The organism is Duganella sp. Root198D2, assembly GCF_001428585.1.
Lineage (GTDB): Bacteria > Pseudomonadota > Gammaproteobacteria > Burkholderiales > Burkholderiaceae_D > Rugamonas.
Genome location: NZ_LMIC01000048.1, coordinates 325,249 through 349,062, shown reverse-complemented (window position 1 = coordinate 349,062; position 23,814 = coordinate 325,249). Strand labels below are relative to the sequence as shown.

Sequence of the window (23,814 nt, the reverse complement as noted above, 5' to 3'; positions counted from 1 at the left end):
TACAACTACTACAGGGATTATGATCCGCAGACCGGGCGGTATGTGCAATCCGATCCGATTGGGCTCGAAGGTGGGATTAATACGTACGCGTATGTAGGTGGAAATCCTGTTAGCGATTCGGATCCCTATGGTCTTGCTCCCAAAAAGAAACCGCCTAGAGTGACATGCACTTGGTGTGGCGCGAAGCATGGTGGCGTTATGGGCGAGTATTGCCCAGATTGCGACACCAAGTCGCAAGATCCAGATGGACAAATTCCACCGAATCCTTCGAAGCCGGAGCCTGCGACTCCAGATCCAGCGCCTGCTGAAAAGACGACATGTCCGTCGGATAAGAAGGATTGCCAAATGGTGCCAACGGTTGTAAAGGCCGCTGCGGCTGTAGGCGGAACCTACATTATTTATCGCTGTGTCCGCATGCTTCCTTCATTGTTTCCACCGTTGTGGCCAACGATCCCTGCGAATGCTGCAATCCCTTAAATTGGCAGATGCGAAATGACGATATCTGAACAGGGGAATGTTATGGCAAGTCGAAAATTTGTACTTGAGTACATCGATCAATTGACCGATTGCATTAGTGGTGAATTCATCTTTGAGGTCGATGATGTGGCTGCTTTATGCGAGATTGTCGATCCTGAAGCCGTCGATATCCATCCGGCCGCTAGTTACGAGCTGGAGCTTGAGGATATCGAGAAGCTCAAGCTGCGTTTTCAAATCGCCGGACACGACCATAGTCCTGTCGCACAACTGCGTTCTTGGGGTGTGATGGATGAATTGCCATACAAGGTTCATACGAATCGTGAACTGGCATTAATGCTGGCAGGAGAAAAACCATTCGCAGCCTTCTCAGAATACCTCCCATCGGACTTGGACGATGAATGTATTCCAGAGAGCCGCTTTGCACCTTACGTTCAGGATGGCTTGTTCTTGAAGCGAGAGTATGTGATTGCGGCGAAAAACAATCGCAAGACGAGGGTGGTTCTTTACGCGAGAAGCGGCGAAGAGTGGCGCATAGAGGCCTACATACTGTTAAAAAGAACGGCAGAAAAGGCTGGCTGGAGCGAAGGATTTGAGCGTTTAGAAGGCGCGCTTCTGGGATACGAGGAATGGCAAAACGATGTCTACATCGAAAAAATGTTCAAATCGCGCGGGAAGTAAGTCCGCCAGGTAGGTGGTCGGGCCGCGTCAGCACCAGTTGAGGTTGGTCGTATCCCGTTCGTATCTGGTCCGTATCCTATCGTATCCTAGTCGTATCCCAAGCAAGGGCGGGGAAAATCCGTCCTGGTATGAAAACCCGGGCAAACACTGTGGACACGGGGCACGCGGGGAGTCCCCGCAGCCCCCTCCATTTGCTCACACATCACGCAACCCTCCGGGTTGATCGGAACGCCCGCCGTTGCAGGCTTCCTGTGTATTACGGGGTGCGCTTCTCCCGTAATACAGGGTGACGCTAAAACTGAGCGTTTCGACCGCCGTTGCGGGCGATCCGTTGTAACACACCGCCGACTCTCTCTTCCATTAAAAAAAAGCCGTCCCCAACCCGCTGCTTCGCGCGCGGGTTCCGGGTACGGCTTCTATTTTTAGCTGCTAAGAAAAGCAGAACTGCGCTAGCTGCTCAGGTTGCCCATCATCTGTTTGGTTTGGTACTTGATGATCATGCCGTCGAGCAGGGCCTTGATGATGCGGCGCTCCTCGTCGGGCATGTTGCTGACGGCCTCGAACTGCAAGGCCAGGTCGTCGGAGGGGCCGCGCTCGGCCTCGTCGAAGACCAGCATGTCCAGGCTCAGGTGCAGCGCCTTGGCCAGCCTGACCAGCGCCTCCAGGGTCGGCTGCGCGGTGCCCGCCTCGTAGCGCTTGATCTGATTCACGTGAATCTGCGCCGCATCGGCCAGGCCCTGCTGTGTGAAATTCTGAGCCTTGCGAAACTGGATCAAGCGTGACGAGAACATGGGCGGTAGCAAAAGGATGATGGTGCCCATACTGTACCCCCTGGTATCTTAAAAGGTGTTGAGTGTGTCCATTATACGATATAATAAAAGTACAGTATAAGGGTCTTGACAGCTTTTTAGAGAAAGAGGGATTTATGCCCCGCATCCCCGATGCCGACATTGAACGGCTCAAGAATGAAGTGGCGGTCGAGCGCCTGGTGGAGTCGGCCGGCATCGCGCTCAAAAAGTCCGGCAAGGACCGGATCGGCACCTGTCCCTTCCACGAGGACGGCGAGCCGTCGCTGGTGGTCACGCCGGCGAAGAACCTGTGGCACTGCTTCGGCTGCCAGATCGGCGGCGGGCCGATCGACTGGGTGATGAAGCTGCGCGGGGTGTCGTTCCGGCACGCGGTCGAACTGCTCAAGGCCGATCCTGCCTTAGCCGCTCAGGGTGTGCAGGCGCCAGTGAAGTACGCGACGGTGCGCAGCTTGCCGGCGCCGGTAGGCTTCGATGTTGACGAGCAGGCATTGCTGAACCAGGTCGCCGGCTACTATGCCGAGACCTTGAAACAGTCCCCCGAGGCGCTGGCCTACCTGCAGTCGCGCGGCCTGGACCATCCGGAGCTGGTGGCGCACTTCAAGCTGGGCTACGCCAACCGCACCTTGGGCCTGCGCCTGCCCGAGAAAAACCGCAAGGCCGGCGCCGAGATCCGGTCGCAGCTGGAAAAGGTGGGCGTCTACCGCGAGAGCGGGCATGAACACTTCAATGGTTCGCTGGTGGTGCCGATCATGGACGCCGATGGCAACGTGAGCGAAATGTACGGTCGCAAGATTACCGACGGCCTGCGCAAGGGCACGCCGCTGCACCTGTACCTGCCAGGGCCGCACCGCGGCGTGTGGAACGTGGCCGCGCTGGCGGCATCGCCCGAGATCATCCTTTGCGAGTCGCTGATCGACGCCATGACCTTCTGGTGCGCTGGCTATCGCAATGTGACGGCCAGCTATGGCGTGGAGGGATTCACGGACGACCACCTGGCCGCGTTCAAGGGCCACGGCACAAAGCGGGTGCTGATCGCCTACGACCGCGACGACGCCGGCGAGCGTGCCGCCGACCGGCTCGCCGAACGCCTGATCGCTGCCGGCATCGATTGCTACCGCATCCAGTTCCCCAAGGGGATGGACGCTAACGAGTACGCATTAAAGGTGCAGCCGACCAGTAAAAGCCTGGGTGCGCTGATCCGCAAGGCGGTCTGGATGGGCAGCGGCCAGGCGCCGGCGATCGCGATGACGCAGGCCCCGGCGCCATCGGTGACTGTTCCTCCCTTAGCCGCTAAGGAAGAACCCGCGCCGCTGCCGCCGGCGGCGCCACTGCCGGCATCGCCCGCGCCGAGCGGTCCGTCGTTTGCGATGGATGCCGACGTGAAGGATAACGAAGTGGTGCTGGCGTTCGCCGAACGGCGCTACCGGGTGCGGGGGCTGTCGAAAAACCTGGCCTACGATGTGCTCAAGGTGAACGTGCTGGCGTCGAACGGCGATGCCTTCCACGTTGACACCTTCGACCTGTACAACGCCAGGGCGCGGGCCAGCTACATCACGCAGGCCGCCATGGAACTGCGAGTGGCCGAAGACACGCTCAAGACGGACCTGGGCCGGGTGCTGCTAAAGCTCGAGGCGTTGCAGGAGCAGCAGATCCAGGGCGCCTTGAAACCGAAGGAACCGGAAGCGGTGACGATGGACGCGTCCGAGCGCGAGGCGGCGCTGTCCCTGTTGATGGCCCCGGACCTGTTGACGCGGATCGCGGACGACTTCAACGCCTGCGGCATCGTGGGCGAAGCGACCAATAAACTGGTGGGCTACCTGGCAGCGACCAGCCGCCGGCTCGATGCGCCGCTGGCGATCGTGATCCAGTCATCCAGCGCTGCTGGCAAGAGTTCGCTGATGGACGCGGTGCTGGCCATGATGCCAGCGGAAGAACGGGTGAAGTACAGCGCCATGACGGGGCAGTCGCTGTTCTACATGGGCGAGACGAACCTGAAACACAAGATCCTGGCCATCGTGGAAGAGGAAGGTGCGAGCCGTGCCAGCTATGCCTTGAAGCTGCTGCAGTCCGAGGGCGAGCTGACGATCGCCACCACCGGCGCCGATCCCAAGACTGGCAACCTGGTGACGCAGGAATACCGGGTCGAGGGGCCGGTGATGATGTTCCTGACCACGACGGCCATCGACATCGATGAGGAGCTGATGAACCGCTGCCTGGTGCTGACGGTTGACGAGGACCGGGAGCAGACGCGGGCGATTCACCGCCTGCAGCGCGAGAAGCGCACCTTGCAGGGGTTGGTGAGGAAGGAACAGAAGCAGCGCATCCTGGACCTGCATCGCAACGCCCAGCGGCTGTTGAAGAAGCTGGCTGTGGTCAATCCCTACGCCGATCAGTTGACCTTCCTGGACGACCGCACGCGTACCCGCCGCGACCATGAGAAATACCTGACACTGATCGACACCATCGCGCTGCTGCATCAGCACCAAAGGCCGGTCAAACGCGCCATCGTGGCTGGCCAGAGCATCGAGTACATCGAGGTGACGCTGGCCGACATCGAGGCCGCCAACCGGCTGGCGCACGAGGTGCTGGGCCGTAGCCTGGACGAACTGCCGCCGCAGACCCGGCGCGTGCTGGCCGCGCTGCATGGCTGGGTCCTTGGCGTTACACAGGAACGCCAGCAGCGCCGCGCCGACGTGCGCTTCACCCGCAGCGATGTGCGACGGTTGACGAGCCTGTCGGACACGCAGTGCTGCATCCACATTGAGCGCCTGATCGCACTGGAATACGTGCTGGTGCATCGAGGGACGCGGGGCCAGTCGTTCGAATACGAGCTGCTTTACGATGGCTCGGGTGACAATGGCGCGCCGTTCGTGGTCGGACTGATCGGGGTGGATGCACTGAAAAGCAACACTACGACTACGAGTTCACGGGGGCAAACGGGCCAGTTCACGGGGTCATCCCGGCCCCATCATGGGGGTGATTCGGTGCCGTTACGGTGTGTCGAACCGGCCGGCGAGCCAGCAAGCACAGGGCCTAAAGACGAATCGGGCGGAGTGGATCGAGAAACGCACCGCCTAGGCGCTGACGCCAAAATCGTATCGTACCCCCATCTCTCCTTAGCCGCTGCGGCGGTATCGGCGGGCTAGCCATGGCGCGCAGGGGCGAACTTGGGATCAGACAGAAGCAGCGCAAGCTGCGCGCAAAGCCAGTGCAGCCCGTGCGCGAGCGCGTGGCCGATCCGGCGGCCGGTAACCTGCTGCGCTCCTACCAGAAGGCGTTCCTGGAGTGGACGGTGACGAGCGGCCTGGCCGAGTCGACCGCCCAGATTCGCCGGCGCGCGCTCGATGGCTTCATCCTCTGGTGCGACGAACGAGGGCTGGCCCGGCCGCAGGACATCACACGCCCGATCCTGCAGCGCTACCAGGGACACCTGTACCACTACCGTAAGGCGAACGGGGCACCACTGTCGTTCAACACGCAGGCCACGCGGTTGATGCCCATCGTAGCCTTCTTCAAATGGTGCGCGCGAGAGAACCATATCCTGCACAACCCGGCGTCGGACCTGGTGCTGCCGAAACCACCGCGCCAGCTTCCGCGCCATCTCATGAGCGTGGCCGAGATCGAGGCGGTTCTGAACCAGGCCGACATCGATACGCCCTCGGGTGTGCGCAACCGAGCCATGCTGGAGACCTTGTACAGCACCGGCATCCGGCGGGCGGAGATGATCGGCCTCTCCTTGTACGACGTCGATACCGAGCGCGGGACATTGATGGTGCGGCAGGGGAAAGGGCGGCGTGATCGTCTGGTGCCGATCGGCGCCCGGGCCTGCGCATGGGTGGCGCGCTACGTGCAGGAGGTCCGGCCGCTGTTCGCCTTGACGCTGGACCAGCGCACGCTGTTCGTGACCGACTACGGCGAGGCGTTCGAGAACAACCGGCTGTCAGACATGGTGAAGCTGCACATGCGCTATGCGGGATTCGCCAGTGGTGGCTGCCATGCCTTCCGCCATGCGATGGCTACCCACATGCTCGAGAACGGGGCCGATATCCGCTACATCCAGGCGATCCTCGGGCACTCGGAGCTGTCGACCACGCAGATCTACACCCACGTGGCCATTGGCAAGCTGAAGGCGGTGCATGCGCTGACCCATCCGGCGCGATTGGAGCGTGCTGGCGGCGCTCGGGGTGCGGTGGCAGACATGGACGCCGGCGAGGTGCGAAAGCCGCTCCTGGACGCGCTGGAGGCCGAAGCTGCGGACGAGGACTAGACCCACACACGAGGGAGACACATCATGGTCATCATTGAAGTGGAACTGCCGGACGACCAGGCGCTTGCGCTGGCCCAGTTCCTCAAACGGGTAGGCTACAACGACTATCGGGAGCTGGCGGTCGACCAGCAGCAGGCGTACGAGATGGTCGATGCAGGCGAGAAGGTTCGCGCGGCGCTGGCCGACAAGGGTTACGCTCCGCGCTGACGGTCGGGTTCGGTTGTAGAACACCCAGTCAGCCGCTGCGCGGTACTACCAGCCGCGACGCGGAAGGCAACTGCCACGCTTGAATCTAGCTAGGCCTACACAGCGCGCTCGTTCCTCGCTTGCATCCGCGCTTCGCCGTCAGCCAGAAACCGACAACGCAAAGGCACAGCCCCTCCGGGGTAAATCGGCCGCTGCGCGCCCGCTTTAACATAACGCGGCATTCTGCAAAGCCGGTCCATTCGCTGCGCTCGCGCTTCGCTCGGCGGCCCGGCCCCGCGCTGCGCCGGGCCCTGCGGGTTCGCAGAACACGGCGTTATGTCTGGCGCCCCTGCGGGACTGCCAAGCCAGCATGTGCGCCTTGGGGCGCAGGGCTTCGGTCAGGGTTACAGCGCGCGCTCCTCGCGTCGCTTGCGGCCGCGCTCTGCCGTCAGCCAGGTTCAAACCACGCAACCACAACTTCAACCGCCACCCCGGCGGCCGCTGCGCGGCCGCGCCTCTAAAACTGCGCCTTGCACGAGTGTGCTTTGCAGCCCAGAATACGCGTATACGAAAAATTCTATGAAAGCAGGAGGAATATCGGCGCGGGCGCGCGCAAGTCGTTGAAGCGTATAGGGAAATTGCTGCGTCTACGACGAACTCGCGTCAAGGCCAATACATTACAACTACTGTGTCGGACAGGTTGAGCAAGTCGTTCACGAACAGGGGACGGCCCGCAACGAACACGGTGATTAAGGAGGAATATCGGCGCGGGCGCGCGCAAGTCGTTGAAGCGTATAGGGAAATTGCTGCGTCTACGACGAACTCGCGTCAAGGCCAATACATTACAACTATTTCCGCGACTACGATCCGCAGACGGGGCGGTACGTTGAGAGTGATCCAATTGGGCTCAAAGGTGGCATTAATACCTACGGCTATGTTGGGGGAAATCCAGCGAGTAGAACCGACCCAAGCGGGCTCGCTTGGAACTGTATCTCAAACGGGTTTGTAACTACCTGCACGAATACGCCGCCGCCGGGGATGGTTGATCCAGAAATTCCGCCGCCTCAGCCAGCTGCACCTTCGACAAATGACGTTAGTCCATCGGCATGCCAATATTTCCCCACAGCGTGTGCAGTTGCTGGAATTAGCGAATTCGTGACGGATGCAATTGCCGGCGTATGCATGAAAGGTGACAGAGAACGAAAACGATGTGAAAAGGTGAAGGACACTTGCATTAAGCAGTGTAGTGTTGAGACGCTACCGACCAAAGACTATGGTATGGCCTTTGCGGTTTGTCTAAATAGGTGCATGGAAGCCAATGGTTGTAAAGCAGCCTCAGCAGGCGGGAAAAGGTAAAGGATGAATATGAAAACAGAAATCGCTCAGGAAATTAGTACGCAAATGACCGGCATCCTTGCCCAGCTAAATTCATCGATTGAATTCGCGATGGAAAACTGCACTGATAGTGAGTTTCACGCATTTCGTATGGGTGTAGGACGTGTGATGGGCGCCCTGGTTCTCGACGTATTGAATCCGTTATATGAGTCCAATCCAGAAGTCAGGCCGCCGAACTTTGAATAGCGGATTGTGACGAGCGGGGTGGCGGACCTGAGGTGAACTAAACTGGCGGCTGCACGGGTGCCTGCAGACTGTGTGCAGCCATTCTACAACTATTTCAGGGACTATGACCCTGCACTGGGACGATACGTTGAAAGTGATCCGATTGGGTTGAAAGGCGGTGTCAACACATACGCCTATGTTGGCGGAAATCCAACAAGTCGGATTGATCCTCTAGGTTTAGAGCCTCCAAAAGGTGATGGGAACGCTCGTCGTTTACGTCCTTGCGATTCCGAGGAATACTCTACATGCACCCAGCAATGCTCTCCTAACCCAGTAGAAAGTTGCCGTGTTCCGCAAACATTCAAAATTACAAGCATATCCGGCGGATTGAGTTCGCGCGGCTGGGTGGATGGTCCAATGAGCTGTAGCTGCCAAGAACCGAAGAAGAATTTTTGTGAGAGAAATACTAAGACGTGTGCAGTCGGCGGAGCACTGGCTCTGGGGGCCTGCCTAATTTTCGCGCCAGAAGTCACGATACCGGCGGTAGTTGTGGGTGGTGCGGCAGCGCAATAGGAGTGAAAGTAAAATGTCTGAACTGAAGCCGTATGCAGAGCCGATCATGGCGAACCAGCTTAAGCAAGGTGAAATCTACGTTATGGTTTCCTATGTGGACAGCGATATGTTGGTTCCTGAGCTAAGAACACTGATTTTTTTGGGACGAGACGTTACCAATAAGTCCGATGATCTCCTTTATTTTCAGGACATCGGGTCTTATGTCGACTTGGGAGCATTCCCCAAGAACTTGGGTGGTCAAAGCGAACTTTATCATTGCCGAGACAACCAATTAAAGAATATTTTTGTCATCGAGAAGGCGATTGATGAGTTGCGACGTTGTTCTGTAAGACGCCAGGGCCGTCAATCAGATGAATATGATTTTTTGCGTTAGCACTGCCAGAGGGGGGAGAATCAGGTCCGACAACACGCTGAAGAGTACGGGTTCCTTGAGCCAGTGCTATGAACCAGTGCCAGGTCTGTCATTTGGACACGCGAAGTGATTCTTTGATGTGAATCAAGACGGAAAACCTGTGGATTTTGCGTCTTGAGATTAATCAAGCGTGAGTATTTTCTGTCCGAATGACAGACCTGGCACCGTCTTAGCAAGCCCAAGCAACCCAACTGCGCCAGCGGCAGTAACACTCGCTGTCACCGCGACTTCGGATGGGAATCCGGTGATGGCCACGCAAGTGGAGTACTTCAACGGCGCCACTTCGCTGGGTGTGAGCCTTCAGTCGCCATTCTCGCTGACGCTAAACGAGCTCGCCGCAGGCACCTATCAGGTAATCGCAAAGGTCACCACAACCGATCCTGCCAACCCTGTTCTGCAATCGGCGCCGCTGGTAGTCACCGTCGGTAATGCGTCAGGCGCTGCGACAGCCTACTTCATCCACACAGACCAGCTAAATACGCCGCGTGCAATCACCAATGGCAGCGGCAACCTGGTGTGGCAGTGGGACAGCGATCCGTATGGTAAGGATGCAGCCAACGCTCAGCCAGCCGGGCAACTGAATTTCACATTCAATCAACGTTTCCCTGGGCAGCAATTTGACCGCGAAAGCAATCTGCATTACAACTACTACAGGGATTACGATCCTCAGTTCGGCAGATATCTCCAGTCTGATCCGATTGGGCTCGAAGGCGGGATGAATACCTACGGGTATACTGAAGCAAATCCAATTATTTATGCGGATCCAAATGGTCTTTCAGCGCTAGGCTTTGGTGACTCGGGCGGGGACGACGGAAGTGAGGGTGCAGCTGGAACTTGTGGTGTTAAGGACAAATGTAAAGCCCTCTGTACCAGAGTTAGGAAGAATTTGGTTCAAATCTTGGTTTGTGCGGTTTGCCTTGCAAATGATAAGAGGCCGCCACCACCGCCGCCAAAACCGCCAACGCCGACGCGGCCTTCGCCCAAAGATCCAAAGAAGCCGCCCCCAGGCCCATTGCCTGGGCCACCCACAGGTTCGAACTGATCTGTTGATTGATTAGAGACGGAATAAATGAAAATGAATACCTCGGCTGAAATCGAGAAGGCATACATGGCTTTTGAGACGGGAGATTATGTAAGCGCGCGGGCTATTTTTGAATGTTTGGAGAATGAGCATGGCGGGCGCGCGCATCTCTATCTTGGATGGATGTTTGAACGGGGTTTGGGCGGGTGTGAAGATCTCACTAAGGCAGAATATCATTTTCGATGCCTCGCTGAAGTCGGGGATTTGGACGGAAAGTACTACTTGGCTACGGCCCTTCAGCGCAGGGGGGAAGTTCAATCCGCAGCAGCCCTATTCGGAGAGGCAGCCGATTTAGGTCACGTATCTGCCGCATTCTGGGCATATGCGTTGTATAACAAGGAGCTGAGCCACATCGTCGGTGCGCAAGAAAAGGCTCAAAAATATTTGATAAAAGCATCTGAGCTTGGCCATATTTTTGCCCAACGGGACTTGGCTCTCCAGGTAGCAACTAGTGGAAAGAATTTTTGGCAAAGATTCCTTGCTCGCCTGCGATATTGGGTGTCTAAAGTGAATGGATTCGTTCTAATTCTCAAAAATAGTGAGGATCTGAGAATCAGATAAACGATAGCAAGGGCAAGGAACCAGCAAGGAACCAGTGCCAGGTCTGTCATTTGGACACGCGAAGTGACTCTTTGATGTGAATCAAGACGGAGAACCTGTGGATTTTGCGTCTTGAGATTAATCAAGCGTGAGGAACCAGTGCCAGGTCTGTCATTTGGACGCGCGAAGTGACTCTTTGATGTGAATCAAGACGGAGAACCTGTGGATTTTGCGTCTTGAGATTAATCAAGCGTGAGTATTCTCTGTCCGAATGACAGACCTGGCACCGCCTTTTGTGTGAGATTGATCAAGCGTGAGTGTTCTCTGTCCGAATGACAGACCAGGCACCGCCTTTTAAGCTGTTTCGTTGGCGACACCATGGCTTTGAAGGAGCGCGATGAACTCGGTCTGCGACGGGGCACCCGCGCCGAGAAACGCAACCTCCGGGATCACGACCCAGAGCTCGCCGGCCAGCCTGATCAGCAGGATGTGGCCAAGCTTGCGGAAGGACTTGACTGTTGGCCATGGCGCGAACGAGCGTACGCCTTCAACCTCCTCATGCAGGCCTTCGTCGTCGATTCGCAGCGAGATGTCGCGACGGCGCACGCTCTTTTCGGCATGGGCGGCAATTTGAGCCTGAAGCTTGATCTTGTGGTCCCAGGGCGTCAGCACCCGCGCCAAGCCAGCCGTGCCAAGTAGCACCATCAAAATGCGGTTGTTAGCCTGAAACGCCGCGAGGAAGCCAAAAGTGCAGGCGCCGACAAACAACAACGTGTCCTTCCATACTGTGCGCAGCGCTCGGCGTGAGGTATCGCCAATAACGGATTGCTGCTGCGCGAGATACTCGTCGGGTCCAAGCTGGTAGCGCAGGGCAATTGGGGTCATTGATTTGCCAGGGCATCCAGCGCCGGGCCGGTCACGCGGCATACGCGCCAGTCAGGCAGTACATCGGCGCCCATCTGCTCGTAGAACTTGATCGCATTCACATTCCAGTCCAGCACCGACCACTCAAAGCGCCCGCACTGGCGTTCCACTGCGATCTTGGCCAGTGCCGCCAGCATCTGCTTGCCGTAGCCTGCGCCGCGGCGGTTCTGCTTCACGTACAGGTCTTCCAGGTACAGACCCTTCTTGCACAGGAAAGTGGAGAAGTTGTGGAAGTACAGCGCGTAAGTCACCACTTCGCCCGCTTCCTCGCCCACGATGCCTTCTACGCCCGGCTTGGTACCGAACATTTCCTCATGAAGCATGGCTTCATCAGCCACTACCAGGTGTTCCAGCTTCTCGAAAACAGCCAGTTCACGAATCATGGCCATGATGGACGCCACGTCATCTGGACGGGCAGGGCGAATATGCAAATTGCTCATGAGGCTTTCTTCAAAGGTTTAAGGTCAACAGGAGTACGGCTGGCTGGCATCGATGGCGCTTTGAGCGCCCAAGCCACGCTGGCGATACACACCACCATGCCCAGGATTTCCATCCAGCCCGGGCGGTAATTTTCAAGGCGAATACTCATCAGCACGGAAATCACCGGCGTCACCACGCCGATGTACACCGCCTTTTGCGTGCCGATGCGGTCGATCAGGGTGAAGTAGCAGGCGAAGGCAATCACGGATCCCAGCAGCGACAGGTACAGCAAGCCGCCCCAGTACGAGGCCGTGGTCGGCATCACAAAGGCATCGCCGCGCACCAGCGCCCACAGCGCCACCAGCAGCGTGCCCCACAACATGCCCCAGGCCATGGTCAGCAGCACATTCGATTCATGCTGGCGCACTTTGACCACCAGGGTATTGCCGACCGAGCTGGCGATGGTCGCGCCCAGCGCCAGAGCCAGGCCGAGAATGAAATGCCCTTGGCCGCCCGCCATCACGTCGCGCAGCGACTCGGAAATCGAGTGATAGAACAGCAGCACCACACCGGCCACCGCCGCACTGCCGGCGGTCCAGGTACGCCAGGTCAACGGGGTGCCGAAAGCGAAACGGTTCAGGATCGGATTCCAGAACACCATCAGCGCAAACAGTACCGCCACCAGGGCTGATACGACATACTGCTCCGCGTTATACGTGCCGATATAACTCAGGCCAAAGCTGCAGCAGCCCTGCAGAATGGTCCAGCGCTGCGCTTTCCAAGACAGCTTCAGCTTGTCGCCGCGCAGGAAGCACCATGCGAACAGCACGCTCGACGCCAGGGCAAAGCGGTAGACGATGGAGACTGCGGGAGCTATGTCACCCAGTTGCAGGGTAATTGCGAAGAAGGTGGAACCCCAGATAAGGCAGGCGAGAATGAAGAGTATCGGAGAAGGCATCCCGCCAGTATAAGGGTTTCTGCAATATGGCGCAGTGCGACAATCGGTGATTATTCCGGGCGAAAAAATCGGTATGATTCAAGTACTTAACGACTGGAGGCAGGCATGAACATGGGAACGCGCATCTGGGTCGCCTCAGTGCTCGGCTATGTCGCCGCAGCGGTGATCATTCTGTTGGCCGGGGAAGCGCTGCCCCCCGACCATCTCAACGTCGCCCTGTTCTAATAAGCGACATTCAGGCGGCGATACAGCACGCCCAGCACGAACAGGGGCCCGATCAGCAGGAAGCGCAAGTCATCGAAGAACGATGGCTTCTTGCCTTCGATCTTGTGGCCGATGAACTGGCCGATCCAGGCCAATACGAAAATCACAATACTCAGCGGCAGTACCGCTGCCGGCGGCAGTGCGCTCAGCACGGCCAGCATGAATCCGGCCATCACCAGCATCCCCAACGCGAAATTGCGTGACAGTTTGAAGTAGTACACCATCGCAGCCACGACAAGCGCCACCGCCAGCAGCGGGTGGATGGCCCAGATCAGTCCCAGCAGGCTGAACACGATCAGCGGCACACACACGCAGTGGATCGCCTCATTGGTGGGATTCAGGTGACTCTCACTGTATTTCAACAGCAGGGTAACAATGGCACGCTGCTCAGACATGGTTGTGGTCTCCGGTGTGATTATTTGTTTAGCACTACCGTTCGATTCTACACCCGAACTCCCGTTAAAATGCGTGAATGGAACTGAAACGTTGCTTTGATCCCGTCGTCGACCAGAACACCCGCTTGCTGGTGCTGGGCAGCCTGCCGGGCGATAAATCGTTGGCGGTACAAGAGTATTACGGTAACCGGCAAAACAAGTTCTGGGCGCTGATGTCGGAAGTGATTGGACAGGAACTCGTGCCCCTTGCTTATCCGGCGAGACTCGACGTGTTGCTGAAGCATGGCGTCGGGCTTTGGGATGTCGTCGCGGAGGCGCATCGTAAGGGAAGCCTGGACAGCAATATCAAAAATCGTCGAGAGAACGATTTGCGAGTTCTGCTCAAGAGCTTGCCCAACATCAGGGCGATTGCGTTTAACGGTGGGACGGCTGGACAGCTAGGACTCAAGGTACTTGGGGAAATGGCGGGTGATTATCAAATCGTCATACTGCCATCGAGCAGCCCTGCACACACATTGCGATACGCCGACAAGGCGGCGGCCTGGTTGGACTTGCGGCTTCACCTGGCCGCCGACAAGCAGGCGACGGGAGCCCAGCGCTAAATCCGGGCGGGCGGTTTGCCGGTGGTGACAAAGCCGTCGAAGACAGCATGCACTTGTGCGCTGTTCATGACACTGGCCGGCGTCACCGTCTGGCGGTCCCATGGAATCTGCCCGAAGTACCAGTACTTCCAAAAGTCCTGATCTGCTTCCGGATTGCGCGCCAGCAGGGTGGCGAAGGTTTCGGCCTCGCCGACTTCGATGCCGCTCGCCTCGCGCAGCACTTCGTGCACGAAGCGCGAACAGAATTGACGCCTGGAGTGCAGGTCGAAGCCTGTGTCGTAAAAGACTCCCATGCGCGCTTGCGTCGCCTGGATCAGCACGCGCTGTTGTTCTGCCGTTAACGGCGTATTGAGACGGCTCACTTCGACCCGGCCGCCTTCGGAACGTGCCAGGAAGCGTTCAAGGCCGCCGCGCTTTGATACGGGAAAGGTGCTTTCTGCGATCACGGGTTCGGGACCATCAATTGAGACGATGATGCCGACATGGTTGGTCCAGCTATTCGTGGTTGAAGCGACCTTGCGGAAGGGAAGGGCTGGCACGCGGATGAAGAGCAGGTCGCCGACCTGCAATTGCTGCTCCAATGCCGCTTTGGAAATCGAAGGCAGGTCCGATGCCGCAGACGCGTGCAGCGTAAGCATTCCGATTGATAGGATGGCGATAGTATTGCGACAGCGCCGCGCCAATTTTGTTCCCCACATGGTGATCTCCTTTGATGGTGGTGATGGAATTCGAACATGGCGCGGAGTTTGGCCAAAAGGTGTGGAAAGCAGAAGTTTTATTTCCAAGTTATTATCGCCTGCACTGGCTTGGTATCACTAAGCGATACTTATGAGGGAAGTTCAATGCAAGAATACGTCCGCATCAAATCGGTCCAACTGCTGTCAGACAATTGGTACGTGCTCAAGACCACCACCTTCGATTTGAAGCGGCGCGATGGCCGCTGGCAGACCATGAGCAGGGAAACCTATGACCGTGGCAACGGTGCTGTGGCCCTGCTGTATAACCGCGCCCGTCGCACTGTTCTGCTGACGCGCCAGTTCCGTTTTCCCGCCTACGTCAATCAGCACGACGGCTACCTGATCGAAGCCCCCGCCGGCTTGCTCGATGAGGCGCGTCCGGAAGAGCGCATGCATGCCGAGTTGGAAGAGGAGACTGGCTACAAGGTCGAACAGTTGCGCGAGATATTTGATGTCTTCATGAGTCCCGGCTCCGTCACCGAGCGGCTGCACTTTTTCGTCGGCGAGTACGATGCTGGCTCGAAAATCAGCAGCGGTGGCGGTCTGGAGCAGGAAGGCGAGGATATCGAGGTCCTCGAACTGGATGCCGACAAGGCGCTGGCGATGACGGCCAGCGGCGAAATCAAGGACGCCAAGACAGTCATGCTGCTGCAGTACCTGCACCTGCACTTGCTGCCGCCGCGCAGCATGATGATCCTGGTCGCCGGTCCGTACCGCTCCGGCACCGGCGACGACCCGGCGCGCATGGCGGCTAACGTGGCGGCGATGGAGGCCTATGTCCTGCCGTTGTACAAAAAGGGCCATACGCCGGTACTGGGCGAGTGGCTGGCGCTGCCCGTGCTGCACGCCGCCGGCTCGCAAGCTGTCGGCGATGCCGTGTATGAGGAGATCTTCCATCCGCATTGTGAGCGCTTACTCGCCCATTGCAATGCCGTCCTGCGCATAGGCGGCGCCTCCGCCGGCGCCGACGCCATGGTGGCCGAGGCGCGTAAGCGCGGCCTGCTGGTGTACCACGACATCAACGAGATACCTGCCGTATAGCTTATGAAGATTGGAATGCTGACCTGGGGTAGCCACGGCGACATCCGCCCTTTCCTCGCCCTGGCCGATGGCCTGCAGTTGGCCGGCCATGAAGTCCACCTGGTGATCACCAGCCTGGAAGCCGGAACTTACGACAAGGTGCGCTCTGCGGCGGGTGCAAGAATCACCGTCCTCACGCCGCACACGTTCACTCCCGAGCAGGCGGAGGCCGTCGGCCAGACCGCGTATAGCATCCGTGACCCCATGAAGCAGATGGCGGCAATCTTGCGCCTTGCATTTGCCCCGGCCGAAGACGCAATGTTTGAAGCGGCCCAGCGCCTGTGCGCCGAATCGGATTTGCTGGTTGGGCATTACTTCATGCATCCTTTGCAGATCGCTGCGGAACATGCCGGCTTGCCGTATGTCAGCGTGTTGTTGTCCCATGCGGGCGTGCCAAGCGATTACGTCAATCCACTCGGCTTGTCGATGCTGGGGCGAAGCGGCAACCGCCTGTTGTGGTGGCTGACCCGCATCCTCCTGAATCGTACGCTGCGACATTACCCCGACCGGCTGCGCAGGCAATTGGGCATGGCGCCGATGCGCGACATCGTGTCGGAGGTCTGGGTCTCGCGCCACCTTTCGTTGGTGGCGGTCAGTCCACAGCTTTGCCCCAGGCAGCCGGATTGGCCGGAGTCGATCCAGGTCTGCGGTTTCCTTGACCGCCCTAACTGCGAACTGGAAGGAGAATTGCCGCCATCGTTAGCCGGCTTCCTGGCGGCCGGGGAGGCGCCCGTTTACATGACGTTTGGCAGCTGGATGCCCAAGGACCTCAAGGGGCAGGAGGTCGCGTTGCGTTTGCTGACCGATGCGGCGCGCCAGGCGAATTGCCGCGCGATCATCCAGTGCAGTGATTGGCAAGCGTGCGGTTTCAGCTCCGACGAGCGGATCCTGTATGTTGCCGCGGCGCCGCACCACCAGATCTTCCCCCATTGCCTGGCGATTGTTCACCATGGCGGCGCGGGGACGACCCAGTCCGCAACGCTGGCCGGCAAGCCTTCGATTGTAATCGCCAATCTCAGTGAGCAGGAACATTGGGGCCGTGAGCTGCAACGTATCGGTGTTGCAGGCAAGCCTGCCAAACGCCGCGACGTGACGGCGCGCAGCCTGGCTGGGCAGATCCGGCAGTTGCTCGGCACTCCAGCAATGGGCGAGCGGGCGCGCCGCGTAGGCGAGGCCATGCGGCAGGAGGATGGCGTCGCACAAGCGGTGCGGCAAATAGAAATTCGTAGCGGCCGCGAATCATTTTGACATCCCGCCACCTCTTAGCTGGTAATTTCAACCAGTGTAGGAGACGAGATGGATGACCTGAAGTACGCAAAAGACCTGATCCAGTGCGCGCCGCAGGAGGCGAAAGCTTTCCTGGACCTGAAGGCCGCGGCAGAGCGCGCAGACGGGGTTATCCCGGCCAAATACCGTGAGCTGGTATCGATCGGGGTGGCGTTGACCACGCAGTGCGCATACTGTATTGACGCGCACACGAAAAACGCTCTCACGGCAGGCGCCACACGGCAGGAAATCGCGGAAGTGGTCTTTATCGCCGCTGCGCTAAGGGCTGGCGCGGCAGTAGGACATGGCCTGCTGGCCATGAAAAAGGCCAGCGAAGGCTGGCCTGGGGAGGAGTATCAGCGGTAGAACGCGTCTACCTTGCCTTTCAGCTTGATCAGCATCGGCTGGCCGCGGCGGTCTTTGGCCGTCGCGTGCTGGACTTTGATCCAGCCTTCGCTGATGCAGTATTCCTCAACGTCAAAGCGCTCTTTGTCGTTGAAACTGATGCCAATGTCGTGTTCGAACACGGCAGCCACGTGGTGCGGGCTGCGTGGGTCGATCGACAGGTGGTCCGGGAGTTCTGGGCGGGTAGTATCGTTCATGGGGCAGGATTATACCGGATGTCGTCCGCATTCCCCCACGTTGCAGGATCAGGCCTGCACACGGTTTTCCCGTCCAGGCGCTGCGGTGAACTGTGCGTGGAGGAAGCTGGCGATCTTCTGCTGTGTAGCCGGCAGGTAGGGAATATTCAGGTGGTCCGAATCCGGAATGATTTCGTCGTGGTGCAGGCAGGCCAGTTTGCTCACCAGTTCATTGGTGTGCGAATGCGGCACGATATCGTCGCTGGCCGCGCGCAGAACGTAGGTCGGCGCCGCCAATTGCGTCGCGTGCTTGACTGACTCGAAGCGATGCTGCAGCAGCATGGACACCGGCAGGGCAGGGAATTTGCGCTGCGCCAGCGCCAGGATCGAATCGTATGGCGTGATCAGGACCGTAGCCTGCACCCGGCGCTGCATCGACAACTGCACCGCCACGCCGGACCCAAGGCTGCGCCCAACCACGGCAATGCGGGTCGGGTCGACCTTGTGGTGCTTGCATAGCCAGTCGAGCTGCATGCAGGCATCAGCCACCATCATTTCTTCGCCCGGCTCGCCGTGCGACTCGCCATAGCCGCGGTAATTCAGCGTCAATACCGTCATGCCGGGGAACAGGGTGCCGGCATCGCGCACGAGCCAGGACACTTCTTCCGAGCGTCCGCCGAAATACACCACGGCAGGCCGCACGCCCGGTTCGCGCGGCGTCATCAGCCAGCCTGCCAGCCGCGTCCCGTCGCCGCCGCGCAATACGATCGCACGTGTGCGATGGCCGCTGCTGCGCGGGCTTTGCACCTCGCGCTTGACGGTTGGGTTGAACAGCAGCTTGCGCTGGCCGGCCATGAGGAGGGCAGTCAATCCGGCCCATACGAAGCCCACGGCGCCAGCAGCGGCGGCTACTTTGCGTGAATTGTTCATGTGAATTAGTATGCTCCTAATGCTGAGCAAACTGCGTTATGCAACGCACCAATGTCAGATTGCGGCAACACATTTATGAGGATGGCCATGCCCACAACTGATCCGCGCGTCGACGAATACATCGCCAACGCGGCCGAATTCGCTCAGCCTATCCTCAATTACCTGCGCGAGGTGATTCATGCGGCTTGCCCGGAGGTGAAGGAAACCATCAAGTGGAGCATGCCGAACTTCGAGTACCACGGAATCGTGTGCAGCTTCGCCGCCTTCAAGCAGCATTGCGCGCTGAATTTCTGGAAGGCTGAGTTGCTGATTGCGGCGGAGAGTGACAAAAGCAAGGAGGCCATGGGCCAGTTCGGCCGTATCGCCTCCATCAAGGACTTGCCACCGAAGAAAGAGCTGACCGCGTACATCAAGAAGGCCATGAAGCTCAATGAGCAGGGTGTGAAGGTGACGCGGCAGAAAGCAGCGCCGCGCGAATTGCTGGTGCCGGATTACTTCATCGCGGCGCTGGAAGAGAACCCGGCCGCATACGAAGTCTTCAACGAATTCTCAACCAGCGCCAAGCGCGATTACTGCGACTGGCTGACGGAAGCCAAGACCGAGGCCACGCGCGACAAGCGCATGGCCCAGGCGGTCGAATGGATTGCCGAGGGCAAGAAGCGGCATTGGAAGCACCAGAGCTGCTAAGCCGCCGCTTAAGGCATTACCATCAGTTGCAGGCCCGACGCGGTTCCATGCGCGTGGTAGACGCGCTGGGTGGCCTTCACGAAGTCTTCCGGCTTCGCGTTCGGGATGTTGGTGAAGGTCTGCGGGTTCAGGTCGACCAGCGGGAACCAGCTGCTCTGCACATGCACCATGATGCGGTGGCCGCGGCGGAAGGTGTGCTGCACGTCGCCCAGCTGGTAGCTGAGCGGCTCCACCTTGCCCGGCACGAATGGCTCAGGCTTTTCGAAGCTGTTGCGGAACTTGCCGCGCAGCGGATTGCCGCGCACCAGCTGCTGGTAACCGCCCATCTTCATTGATGGCGGCGCCACGTCCTTGTGATTTTCTTCTTCCTTGTCCTGCGGGTAGTCGCTTGGGTAGACGTCGATCAGCTTGACCACGAAGTCGCTGTCGGTGCCGCTGGTGGAGACGAACAGCTTGGGCGTCACGGGGCCGGCGATGGTCACGTCTTCTTCCAGCACTTCGCTCTGGTATACCAGGACATCCGGGCGGCTGGAAGCGAAGCGCTGGTCGGACACCATGTATTCGCGAGGCACGCCGGTTGCCGGGTAGCCGATGTACGGCACCGGTTTGCGCGGGTCGCTGACATATTCGTCGAAACCAGCGCTGGCGGCGGGTTGGGTCCAGACCAGGGTACCGTTCGGCCCCAGGTACAGCATCTTCGCCTTGGCTTGCACCGGCGGCCAGGCGGTGTATTGGCGCCAGACGTTGGTGCCGGTTTCGAAGATGTTGACCGCTGCAATCGGCTGCGCTGGTTTGACGCCTTTCAGCCGCTCCTCGAAGAAGGGGAACAGCAGCTTCTTGTTGAAGTGTTCGCTGGTCTTGCTGTCGAACTTGACGTGCCCCAGGCGCTTGCCTTCGCCGCTGGCCCAGCCGCCGTGCGCCCATGGGCCCATCACCAGGCCGTTGAAGACGCCGGGATTGTTCTTGCCCACGGCGCGGTAGATCGAGAATGGCCCGGCCGGATCTTCCGCATCGAACCAGCCGCCGACGGTCATCACGGCGGCTTTGACGTTCTTGATGTGCGGCGCCAGGTTGCGCGACTTCCAGAATTCGTCGTAGGTGTCGTGGTCGATGGTCGGCTTCAGGTAGGCGAGCTGCTTGGGCTGCATATCGGCCAGGATGTTCGACAGCGTCAGGCGCTGCAGGAAGTAGTCGTAGCCGCTGGTGGTGCCGTAATCGAATTCGCTCCAGCTCTTGGGCAGGGGCGATGGGTTCTTTTCTTCGGTGAAGGCGGCGTAGAAGTCGAAGTTCGCCGCCAGCATGAAGGCGCCGCCATGATAGGAATCGTCGCCCATGAACAGGTCGGTGGCCGGCGCCTGCGGCGAGGCAGCCTTGATCGCAGGGTGCGAATCGATGATGCTGGCCGAGGTGTAGAAGCCGGGATAGCTGATACCGTAGATGCCGACCTTGCCGTTATTGTTGGCCACGTGCTTGAGCAGCCAGTCGACGGTATCGTGCATGTCGCGGCTCTCGTTGCCTTCGCCTGCTTCCAGCGCGGTCTTGGAATGCGGCGTCATTTCCTGCCATTTGCCCTCTGACATATAGCGGCCGCGCACGTCCTGCTTGACGAAGATGTAGCCGGCGTCGCTGAAGTCGGCGGACGGGCCCAGGCGGCGCGGGAAGAAGTCCGGCCCGTACCGGAGCTGGCCGTCGACGTTCACGCCCGCACTGTAAGGCGTACGTTCGACCAGGAAGGGATAGGCTTTGCTGGCATCCTTCGGCACGTAGACGGCCGTGAACAGGCGCACGCCATCGCGCATCGGGATGCGGAATTCGTATTTGGTGTAAGAGGAGCGAAGCTCCGGCTTTTCATCAGGCGCTGCGTGGGCGGCGCCTGCAAAGGCCAGTGCAAGGGAAAGAGTGATGGGGCTGATTTTGGATTGCATGGGTCTTTATACGGCGATGCCAGGTCCCAACACGCTGCGCGTGTCAGGAGCTGGCACCGGGGTTATCGGGCGATGCCAAGTCCTAACACGCTGCGCGTGTCAGGAGCTGGCACCGTAGGTTATCTAGATTTCTCCCGGTCGAAGACGGGCTCGCGTTTCGTAAAGGCGCAGGTTGGCCAGTTTGCCGGCGTAGATGGCGCTGTCGCCGCGCGTGGTGCTATTCATCAGGGCCAGCGCCATATGCTTGTCGGCTTCCTTCAGGTTGCCCAGTTCGAAAGACGCCTTGGCCAGCCAGAAGTGGAACTCGTGGTAATACGGTGCGCGCTGTACCTCGCGCACGAACATCGAGCGCGCTTTCTGGTAGTCGCCTGCGGCCATTGCTTTCTGGCCGATGTGGAAGAAGTAGAACGGCGGGTAGGGTTCAAGGCGTTCCAGTTCGGCTTTGTACCTGGCCGATTCGTCCTTCTTGCCCAGCGCGTTGGTCACTTCGGACAGGTTGAACAGGATGACCGTATTGAGCGGCTCATGCTGGTGGGCGAAGCGTAGCGTGCTTTCGGCCATCTTGATGTCGCCATGGCGCTGGTAGACGGTGGACAGGGTGTTGTACCCCATGAGGAAATTGGGCTCGTATTCGATGGCGGCGCGGGCCCACCAGTAAGCATCATCCAGCTTGCCCTGTACCAGCGTCTCGGCGGCGCGGTTGTTCATGTACATGGCCACCACGGTGCGCTGCGAAATGATCTCGGTCGGCATCAACTCGGCATCCGGCGGCGGCAGGAAGTCGATGACGATCGAGCGCATGGTATCGTAGGTGCGCTCTGATACGGGATTGGGCTTGCTCAACACCAGGTTGACGTGGCCGCTGCTGAAGTACAGCGAACCGGCTCGGCTCCAGGTGTCTTCACTGGTGATGCGCTGGAATTGCACCTCCAGTCCCAGTTCCTGGGCAAAGGCGGCAGTCATGATCACCAGCGACATGCAGTTGCCGGCGCGGGCGGCAAAGGCCTCGGCGGCGGTGCGCGTTGTCTCGGAATCGTATTCCAGGCGAAGCTGGTCGCGCTGGTACAGCGCTTCATACAGCGCCTGGTGCTTCGACTTTCCGGCTAGCGATGAACGGAGCTTGCCCGCATAGGCCTTCATTTCCGGCGACAGTTCGAAGACCTGTTCCGGCGTGATCAGGTCGGCCGGTTTGCGGAAGGCGGCATCGGTAAAGAGTGCCCTTTCAGGCGCTGTAACTGCCGGCGGACCGCTTGCGCAGCCGGCCAGCAATGCAGCGAACATCAATGTTGACAGTAGTTTCATGGTGGCGTCTCCTCACCTCTATGAAACTAGTATGTGCGCGTCTCAGGGGGCTGTCAATTCAACGCTGATGTCGTCGATTCCAAGGGTCGCCAGGGCGTCGCGCAGGTCGTCGATCTCCGCTTCCACGTCGTCGCCGACATCGAGGCGGCGATCGGCGTGCGCCAGCTCGCCGGTGGCGCCGATCAGTTGCACGCCAAGGGCGGCATCTTCATCAGTTTCCACCAGGGTAATGACGGCGCGGGCAGGTCCATGGCTGTCCAGGGCTGCGCCGAATTCGGCCATCATGGCCAGCATCCAGTGTTCGGCCTTGCCTTGCTGCAGGGCGCCGTAGAACAGGTCCTGGTACAGGAAGTTCAGGCGCAGGTCGCCGGCGCGGCCGGCACCTGCCAGGCAGCGCTGCACCTGCGGGGTGGCGGAAACGGTCCAGTCCTGGTAACGCTGCATGCGCGCTTCGAACCAGGCATCCTGCTTCTTGCCGGCGGCAGGCACGGTGTAGAACGGGTCGTCGGCGCGTTTCAGGGCGAAACCGAGCAGGAAGCGCAGTTCGACTGCCTCGTCCTCGGCGCCGAACGCCGATGGCTGCCAGCCGGCGATGCTGCGCAGCAGGGCGGGGGCGTCGGCCACTTTCTTGTCCATCAAGGCGGCTGCCGCTTCATGCACCATGGCGTTCAACTGGCTGGCGCTGATGCGCTCCATTTCGGCTAGGTCGTAGGCGTGCTGCACCAGCACTACCTTGGCTTTGGGGCCTTCCAGCCCGGCAGTGGTAAAGCTGTCCAGCAGGGCAGCGTAGGCTGCTTCGTCCTGGAAGCCTTCCGCTTCGCGCAGCCCCCCCTGGCTGTGCACGAAGAGCGGGATGGCGAAGGCGTTGATTTCCATTTCCGGGCCATCGCCCTTGCGCAGCACCACGGTGCCGGCGTCTTCTTCGACGGCGTCCTTCAGCGTGCGGTAGGCATCGGCGTCTTCACCGCGGGCCAGTTCGATGGCGCCATACAGGACGGCGTCCTTGCCCTGGCGCAGGTAGCGCCGCACGGCGTGGCGCAGGTCGTCTTCCTGTGCCAGCGCGAGGCTGAACAGTTCCTGGCTCAGGATTTCATCTTTGTCGGCGGGAGGATTATTCGGCTTGCGTGGTGCTGGACGCTTGTTCTTTGTCTTTTGCATGC

Annotated in this window: 25 protein-coding genes and 2 pseudogenes; 16 read left to right on the top strand and 11 right to left on the bottom strand. The window is 59.4% G+C overall.

The features are described 5' to 3' along the window. Positions 1 to 477, top strand: a 477-nt coding sequence (locus ASE26_RS30305; protein WP_304438660.1) for an RHS repeat-associated core domain-containing protein, incomplete at its 5' end; no start/stop codon positions are given. Positions 478 to 492: 15 nt separating this feature from the next. Next, on the top strand, positions 493 to 1,155 hold the full coding sequence (locus ASE26_RS25380; RefSeq protein WP_055928905.1) for a hypothetical protein: 663 nt from the start codon (positions 493 to 495) through the stop codon (positions 1,153 to 1,155). A gap of 449 nt (positions 1,156 to 1,604) precedes the next feature. Here the strand turns inward: ASE26_RS25380 and ASE26_RS25375 are convergent, their stop codons facing one another. Continuing rightward, positions 1,605 to 1,946 carry a helix-turn-helix domain-containing protein gene (locus ASE26_RS25375; RefSeq protein WP_156398001.1) on the bottom strand — a complete coding sequence of 114 codons (342 nt, stop codon included), beginning with the start codon at positions 1,944 to 1,946 and terminating at the stop codon, positions 1,605 to 1,607. Between the two features lie 134 nt (positions 1,947 to 2,080). Here ASE26_RS25375 and ASE26_RS25370 point away from each other — a divergent pair, with 134 nt between their 5' ends. From ASE26_RS25370 to ASE26_RS25345, 9 genes and pseudogenes are all read left to right on the top strand, one after another. Continuing rightward, positions 2,081 to 5,110 (top strand): CHC2 zinc finger domain-containing protein, encoded by a 3,030-nt coding sequence (locus ASE26_RS25370; RefSeq protein ID WP_082507248.1) that lies wholly within the window; start codon positions 2,081 to 2,083, stop codon positions 5,108 to 5,110. 2 nt (positions 5,111 to 5,112) lie between these two features. Next, positions 5,113 to 6,231: a site-specific tyrosine recombinase XerC gene (gene xerC / locus ASE26_RS25365; protein WP_082507249.1), complete on the top strand. Its 1,119-nt coding sequence runs from the start codon at positions 5,113 to 5,115 to the stop codon at positions 6,229 to 6,231. A 24-nt stretch (positions 6,232 to 6,255) separates the two neighbouring features. Further along, complete coding sequence (locus tag ASE26_RS25360) at positions 6,256 to 6,438, top strand: hypothetical protein (protein WP_055928911.1); 183 nt, start codon at positions 6,256 to 6,258, stop codon at positions 6,436 to 6,438. Positions 6,439 to 7,254: 816 nt separating this feature from the next. After that, on the top strand, positions 7,255 to 7,773 hold the full coding sequence (locus ASE26_RS32215; protein ID WP_200960844.1) for an RHS repeat-associated core domain-containing protein: 519 nt from the start codon (positions 7,255 to 7,257) through the stop codon (positions 7,771 to 7,773). A 9-nt stretch (positions 7,774 to 7,782) separates the two neighbouring features. Next, entirely contained in the window at positions 7,783 to 7,998 is a 216-nt protein-coding gene (locus tag ASE26_RS25355; RefSeq protein WP_156410008.1) for a hypothetical protein, read from the top strand. 84 nt (positions 7,999 to 8,082) lie between these two features. After that, positions 8,083 to 8,220: pseudogene (locus ASE26_RS31755) on the top strand (RHS repeat-associated core domain-containing protein); the annotation flags it as partial. 343 nt (positions 8,221 to 8,563) lie between these two features. Continuing rightward, positions 8,564 to 8,923: a hypothetical protein gene (locus tag ASE26_RS25350; protein ID WP_057247161.1), complete on the top strand. Its 360-nt coding sequence runs from the start codon at positions 8,564 to 8,566 to the stop codon at positions 8,921 to 8,923. Between the two features lie 169 nt (positions 8,924 to 9,092). Then, positions 9,093 to 10,004: an RHS repeat-associated core domain-containing protein gene (locus ASE26_RS31970; RefSeq protein WP_373922433.1), complete on the top strand. Its 912-nt coding sequence runs from the start codon at positions 9,093 to 9,095 to the stop codon at positions 10,002 to 10,004. Positions 10,005 to 10,031: 27 nt separating this feature from the next. Next, positions 10,032 to 10,604 (top strand): tetratricopeptide repeat protein, encoded by a 573-nt coding sequence (locus ASE26_RS25345; RefSeq protein WP_057247160.1) that lies wholly within the window; start codon positions 10,032 to 10,034, stop codon positions 10,602 to 10,604. Positions 10,605 to 10,937: 333 nt separating this feature from the next. Here the strand turns inward: ASE26_RS25345 and ASE26_RS25340 are convergent, their stop codons facing one another. The 4 genes from ASE26_RS25340 to ASE26_RS25325 all read right to left on the bottom strand — a co-directional run bounded on the left by ASE26_RS25340 (position 10,938) and on the right by ASE26_RS25325 (position 13,544). Continuing rightward, positions 10,938 to 11,468 (bottom strand): YcxB family protein, encoded by a 531-nt coding sequence (locus tag ASE26_RS25340; protein WP_057247159.1) that lies wholly within the window; start codon positions 11,466 to 11,468, stop codon positions 10,938 to 10,940. Then, positions 11,465 to 11,947, bottom strand: coding sequence for a GNAT family N-acetyltransferase (locus tag ASE26_RS25335; protein WP_057247158.1), 483 nt, complete (start codon positions 11,945 to 11,947; stop codon positions 11,465 to 11,467). Before ASE26_RS25335 ends, ASE26_RS25340 begins: the two co-directional genes overlap by 4 nt. Next, positions 11,944 to 12,885 (bottom strand): DMT family transporter, encoded by a 942-nt coding sequence (locus ASE26_RS25330; protein WP_055928929.1) that lies wholly within the window; start codon positions 12,883 to 12,885, stop codon positions 11,944 to 11,946. The genes ASE26_RS25335 and ASE26_RS25330 overlap by 4 nt, the downstream gene beginning before the upstream one ends. 221 nt (positions 12,886 to 13,106) lie before the next feature. Further along, the gene (locus tag ASE26_RS25325; RefSeq protein WP_057247157.1) at positions 13,107 to 13,544 is read right to left on the bottom strand and encodes a DUF962 domain-containing protein; all 438 of its coding nucleotides are present in this window, start codon (positions 13,542 to 13,544) and stop codon (positions 13,107 to 13,109) included. A gap of 77 nt (positions 13,545 to 13,621) precedes the next feature. Between ASE26_RS25325 and ASE26_RS25320 the strand changes: the two genes are divergently transcribed. After that, positions 13,622 to 14,146: a DNA-deoxyinosine glycosylase gene (locus ASE26_RS25320; RefSeq protein WP_057247156.1), complete on the top strand. Its 525-nt coding sequence runs from the start codon at positions 13,622 to 13,624 to the stop codon at positions 14,144 to 14,146. On the opposite strand, the gene ASE26_RS25315 is transcribed toward ASE26_RS25320, so the two are convergent. Next, positions 14,143 to 14,931, bottom strand: coding sequence for a YebB family permuted papain-like enzyme (locus tag ASE26_RS25315; protein ID WP_229208210.1), 789 nt, complete (start codon positions 14,929 to 14,931; stop codon positions 14,143 to 14,145). The genes ASE26_RS25320 and ASE26_RS25315 overlap by 4 nt on opposite strands. A 57-nt stretch (positions 14,932 to 14,988) precedes the next feature. Between ASE26_RS25315 and ASE26_RS31740 the strand changes: the two are divergent. From ASE26_RS31740 to ASE26_RS25300, 3 genes and pseudogenes are all read left to right on the top strand, one after another. Continuing rightward, positions 14,989 to 15,555, top strand: a pseudogene (locus ASE26_RS31740) (NUDIX domain-containing protein); the annotation flags it as partial. 384 nt (positions 15,556 to 15,939) lie between these two features. After that, positions 15,940 to 17,211 carry a glycosyltransferase gene (locus ASE26_RS25305; protein WP_057247154.1) on the top strand — a complete coding sequence of 424 codons (1,272 nt, stop codon included), beginning with the start codon at positions 15,940 to 15,942 and terminating at the stop codon, positions 17,209 to 17,211. Positions 17,212 to 17,259: 48 nt separating this feature from the next. Continuing rightward, positions 17,260 to 17,595: a carboxymuconolactone decarboxylase family protein gene (locus tag ASE26_RS25300; RefSeq protein WP_055928944.1), complete on the top strand. Its 336-nt coding sequence runs from the start codon at positions 17,260 to 17,262 to the stop codon at positions 17,593 to 17,595. Here the strand turns inward: ASE26_RS25300 and ASE26_RS25295 are convergent. Both ASE26_RS25295 and ASE26_RS25290 read right to left on the bottom strand, forming a co-directional pair. After that, on the bottom strand, positions 17,586 to 17,831 hold the full coding sequence (locus ASE26_RS25295) for a DUF3297 family protein (RefSeq protein WP_055928946.1): 246 nt from the start codon (positions 17,829 to 17,831) through the stop codon (positions 17,586 to 17,588). The genes ASE26_RS25300 and ASE26_RS25295 overlap by 10 nt on opposite strands. 48 nt (positions 17,832 to 17,879) lie before the next feature. Beyond that, positions 17,880 to 18,740: an alpha/beta hydrolase gene (locus ASE26_RS25290; RefSeq protein WP_057247153.1), complete on the bottom strand. Its 861-nt coding sequence runs from the start codon at positions 18,738 to 18,740 to the stop codon at positions 17,880 to 17,882. Between the two features lie 87 nt (positions 18,741 to 18,827). On the opposite strand from ASE26_RS25290, the gene ASE26_RS25285 reads away from it, so the two are divergent. After that, complete coding sequence (locus tag ASE26_RS25285; RefSeq protein WP_057247169.1) at positions 18,828 to 19,427, top strand: YdeI family protein; 600 nt, start codon at positions 18,828 to 18,830, stop codon at positions 19,425 to 19,427. Positions 19,428 to 19,435: 8 nt separating this feature from the next. Here the strand turns inward: ASE26_RS25285 and ASE26_RS25280 are convergent, their stop codons facing one another. The 3 genes from ASE26_RS25280 to ASE26_RS25270 all read right to left on the bottom strand — a co-directional run bounded on the left by ASE26_RS25280 (position 19,436) and on the right by ASE26_RS25270 (position 23,812). After that, positions 19,436 to 21,352 (bottom strand): CocE/NonD family hydrolase, encoded by a 1,917-nt coding sequence (locus ASE26_RS25280; RefSeq protein ID WP_057247152.1) that lies wholly within the window; start codon positions 21,350 to 21,352, stop codon positions 19,436 to 19,438. A gap of 123 nt (positions 21,353 to 21,475) precedes the next feature. Beyond that, positions 21,476 to 22,654, bottom strand: a complete 1,179-nt coding sequence (locus tag ASE26_RS25275; RefSeq protein WP_057247151.1) for a tetratricopeptide repeat protein — start codon at positions 22,652 to 22,654, stop codon at positions 21,476 to 21,478. Between the two features lie 42 nt (positions 22,655 to 22,696). Next, the gene (locus ASE26_RS25270; protein ID WP_057247150.1) at positions 22,697 to 23,812 is read right to left on the bottom strand and encodes a hypothetical protein; all 1,116 of its coding nucleotides are present in this window, start codon (positions 23,810 to 23,812) and stop codon (positions 22,697 to 22,699) included. Positions 23,813 to 23,814 lie beyond the last annotated feature (2 nt).

Excerpts from the sequence above, each read along its gene's own strand:
- ASE26_RS25380 (WP_055928905.1), top strand. The coding sequence starts at position 493 with ATGACGATATCTGAACAGGGGAATGTTATGGCAAGTCGAAAATTTGTA.
- ASE26_RS25375 (WP_156398001.1), bottom strand. The coding sequence starts at position 1,946 with ATGTTCTCGTCACGCTTGATCCAGTTTCGCAAGGCTCAGAATTTCACA.
- ASE26_RS25370 (WP_082507248.1), top strand. The coding sequence starts at position 2,081 with ATGCCCCGCATCCCCGATGCCGACATTGAACGGCTCAAGAATGAAGTG.
- xerC (WP_082507249.1), top strand. The coding sequence starts at position 5,113 with ATGGCGCGCAGGGGCGAACTTGGGATCAGACAGAAGCAGCGCAAGCTG.
- ASE26_RS25360 (WP_055928911.1), top strand. The coding sequence starts at position 6,256 with ATGGTCATCATTGAAGTGGAACTGCCGGACGACCAGGCGCTTGCGCTG.
- ASE26_RS25355 (WP_156410008.1), top strand. The coding sequence starts at position 7,783 with ATGAAAACAGAAATCGCTCAGGAAATTAGTACGCAAATGACCGGCATC.
- ASE26_RS25350 (WP_057247161.1), top strand. The coding sequence starts at position 8,564 with ATGTCTGAACTGAAGCCGTATGCAGAGCCGATCATGGCGAACCAGCTT.
- ASE26_RS25345 (WP_057247160.1), top strand. The coding sequence starts at position 10,032 with ATGAAAATGAATACCTCGGCTGAAATCGAGAAGGCATACATGGCTTTT.
- ASE26_RS25340 (WP_057247159.1), bottom strand. The coding sequence starts at position 11,468 with ATGACCCCAATTGCCCTGCGCTACCAGCTTGGACCCGACGAGTATCTC.
- ASE26_RS25335 (WP_057247158.1), bottom strand. The coding sequence starts at position 11,947 with ATGAGCAATTTGCATATTCGCCCTGCCCGTCCAGATGACGTGGCGTCC.
- ASE26_RS25330 (WP_055928929.1), bottom strand. The coding sequence starts at position 12,885 with ATGCCTTCTCCGATACTCTTCATTCTCGCCTGCCTTATCTGGGGTTCC.
- ASE26_RS25325 (WP_057247157.1), bottom strand. The coding sequence starts at position 13,544 with ATGTCTGAGCAGCGTGCCATTGTTACCCTGCTGTTGAAATACAGTGAG.
- ASE26_RS25320 (WP_057247156.1), top strand. The coding sequence starts at position 13,622 with ATGGAACTGAAACGTTGCTTTGATCCCGTCGTCGACCAGAACACCCGC.
- ASE26_RS25305 (WP_057247154.1), top strand. The coding sequence starts at position 15,940 with ATGCTGACCTGGGGTAGCCACGGCGACATCCGCCCTTTCCTCGCCCTG.
- ASE26_RS25300 (WP_055928944.1), top strand. The coding sequence starts at position 17,260 with ATGGATGACCTGAAGTACGCAAAAGACCTGATCCAGTGCGCGCCGCAG.
- ASE26_RS25295 (WP_055928946.1), bottom strand. The coding sequence starts at position 17,831 with ATGAACGATACTACCCGCCCAGAACTCCCGGACCACCTGTCGATCGAC.
- ASE26_RS25290 (WP_057247153.1), bottom strand. The coding sequence starts at position 18,740 with ATGAACAATTCACGCAAAGTAGCCGCCGCTGCTGGCGCCGTGGGCTTC.
- ASE26_RS25285 (WP_057247169.1), top strand. The coding sequence starts at position 18,828 with ATGCCCACAACTGATCCGCGCGTCGACGAATACATCGCCAACGCGGCC.
- ASE26_RS25280 (WP_057247152.1), bottom strand. The coding sequence starts at position 21,352 with ATGCAATCCAAAATCAGCCCCATCACTCTTTCCCTTGCACTGGCCTTT.
- ASE26_RS25275 (WP_057247151.1), bottom strand. The coding sequence starts at position 22,654 with ATGAAACTACTGTCAACATTGATGTTCGCTGCATTGCTGGCCGGCTGC.
- ASE26_RS25270 (WP_057247150.1), bottom strand. The coding sequence starts at position 23,812 with ATGCAAAAGACAAAGAACAAGCGTCCAGCACCACGCAAGCCGAATAAT.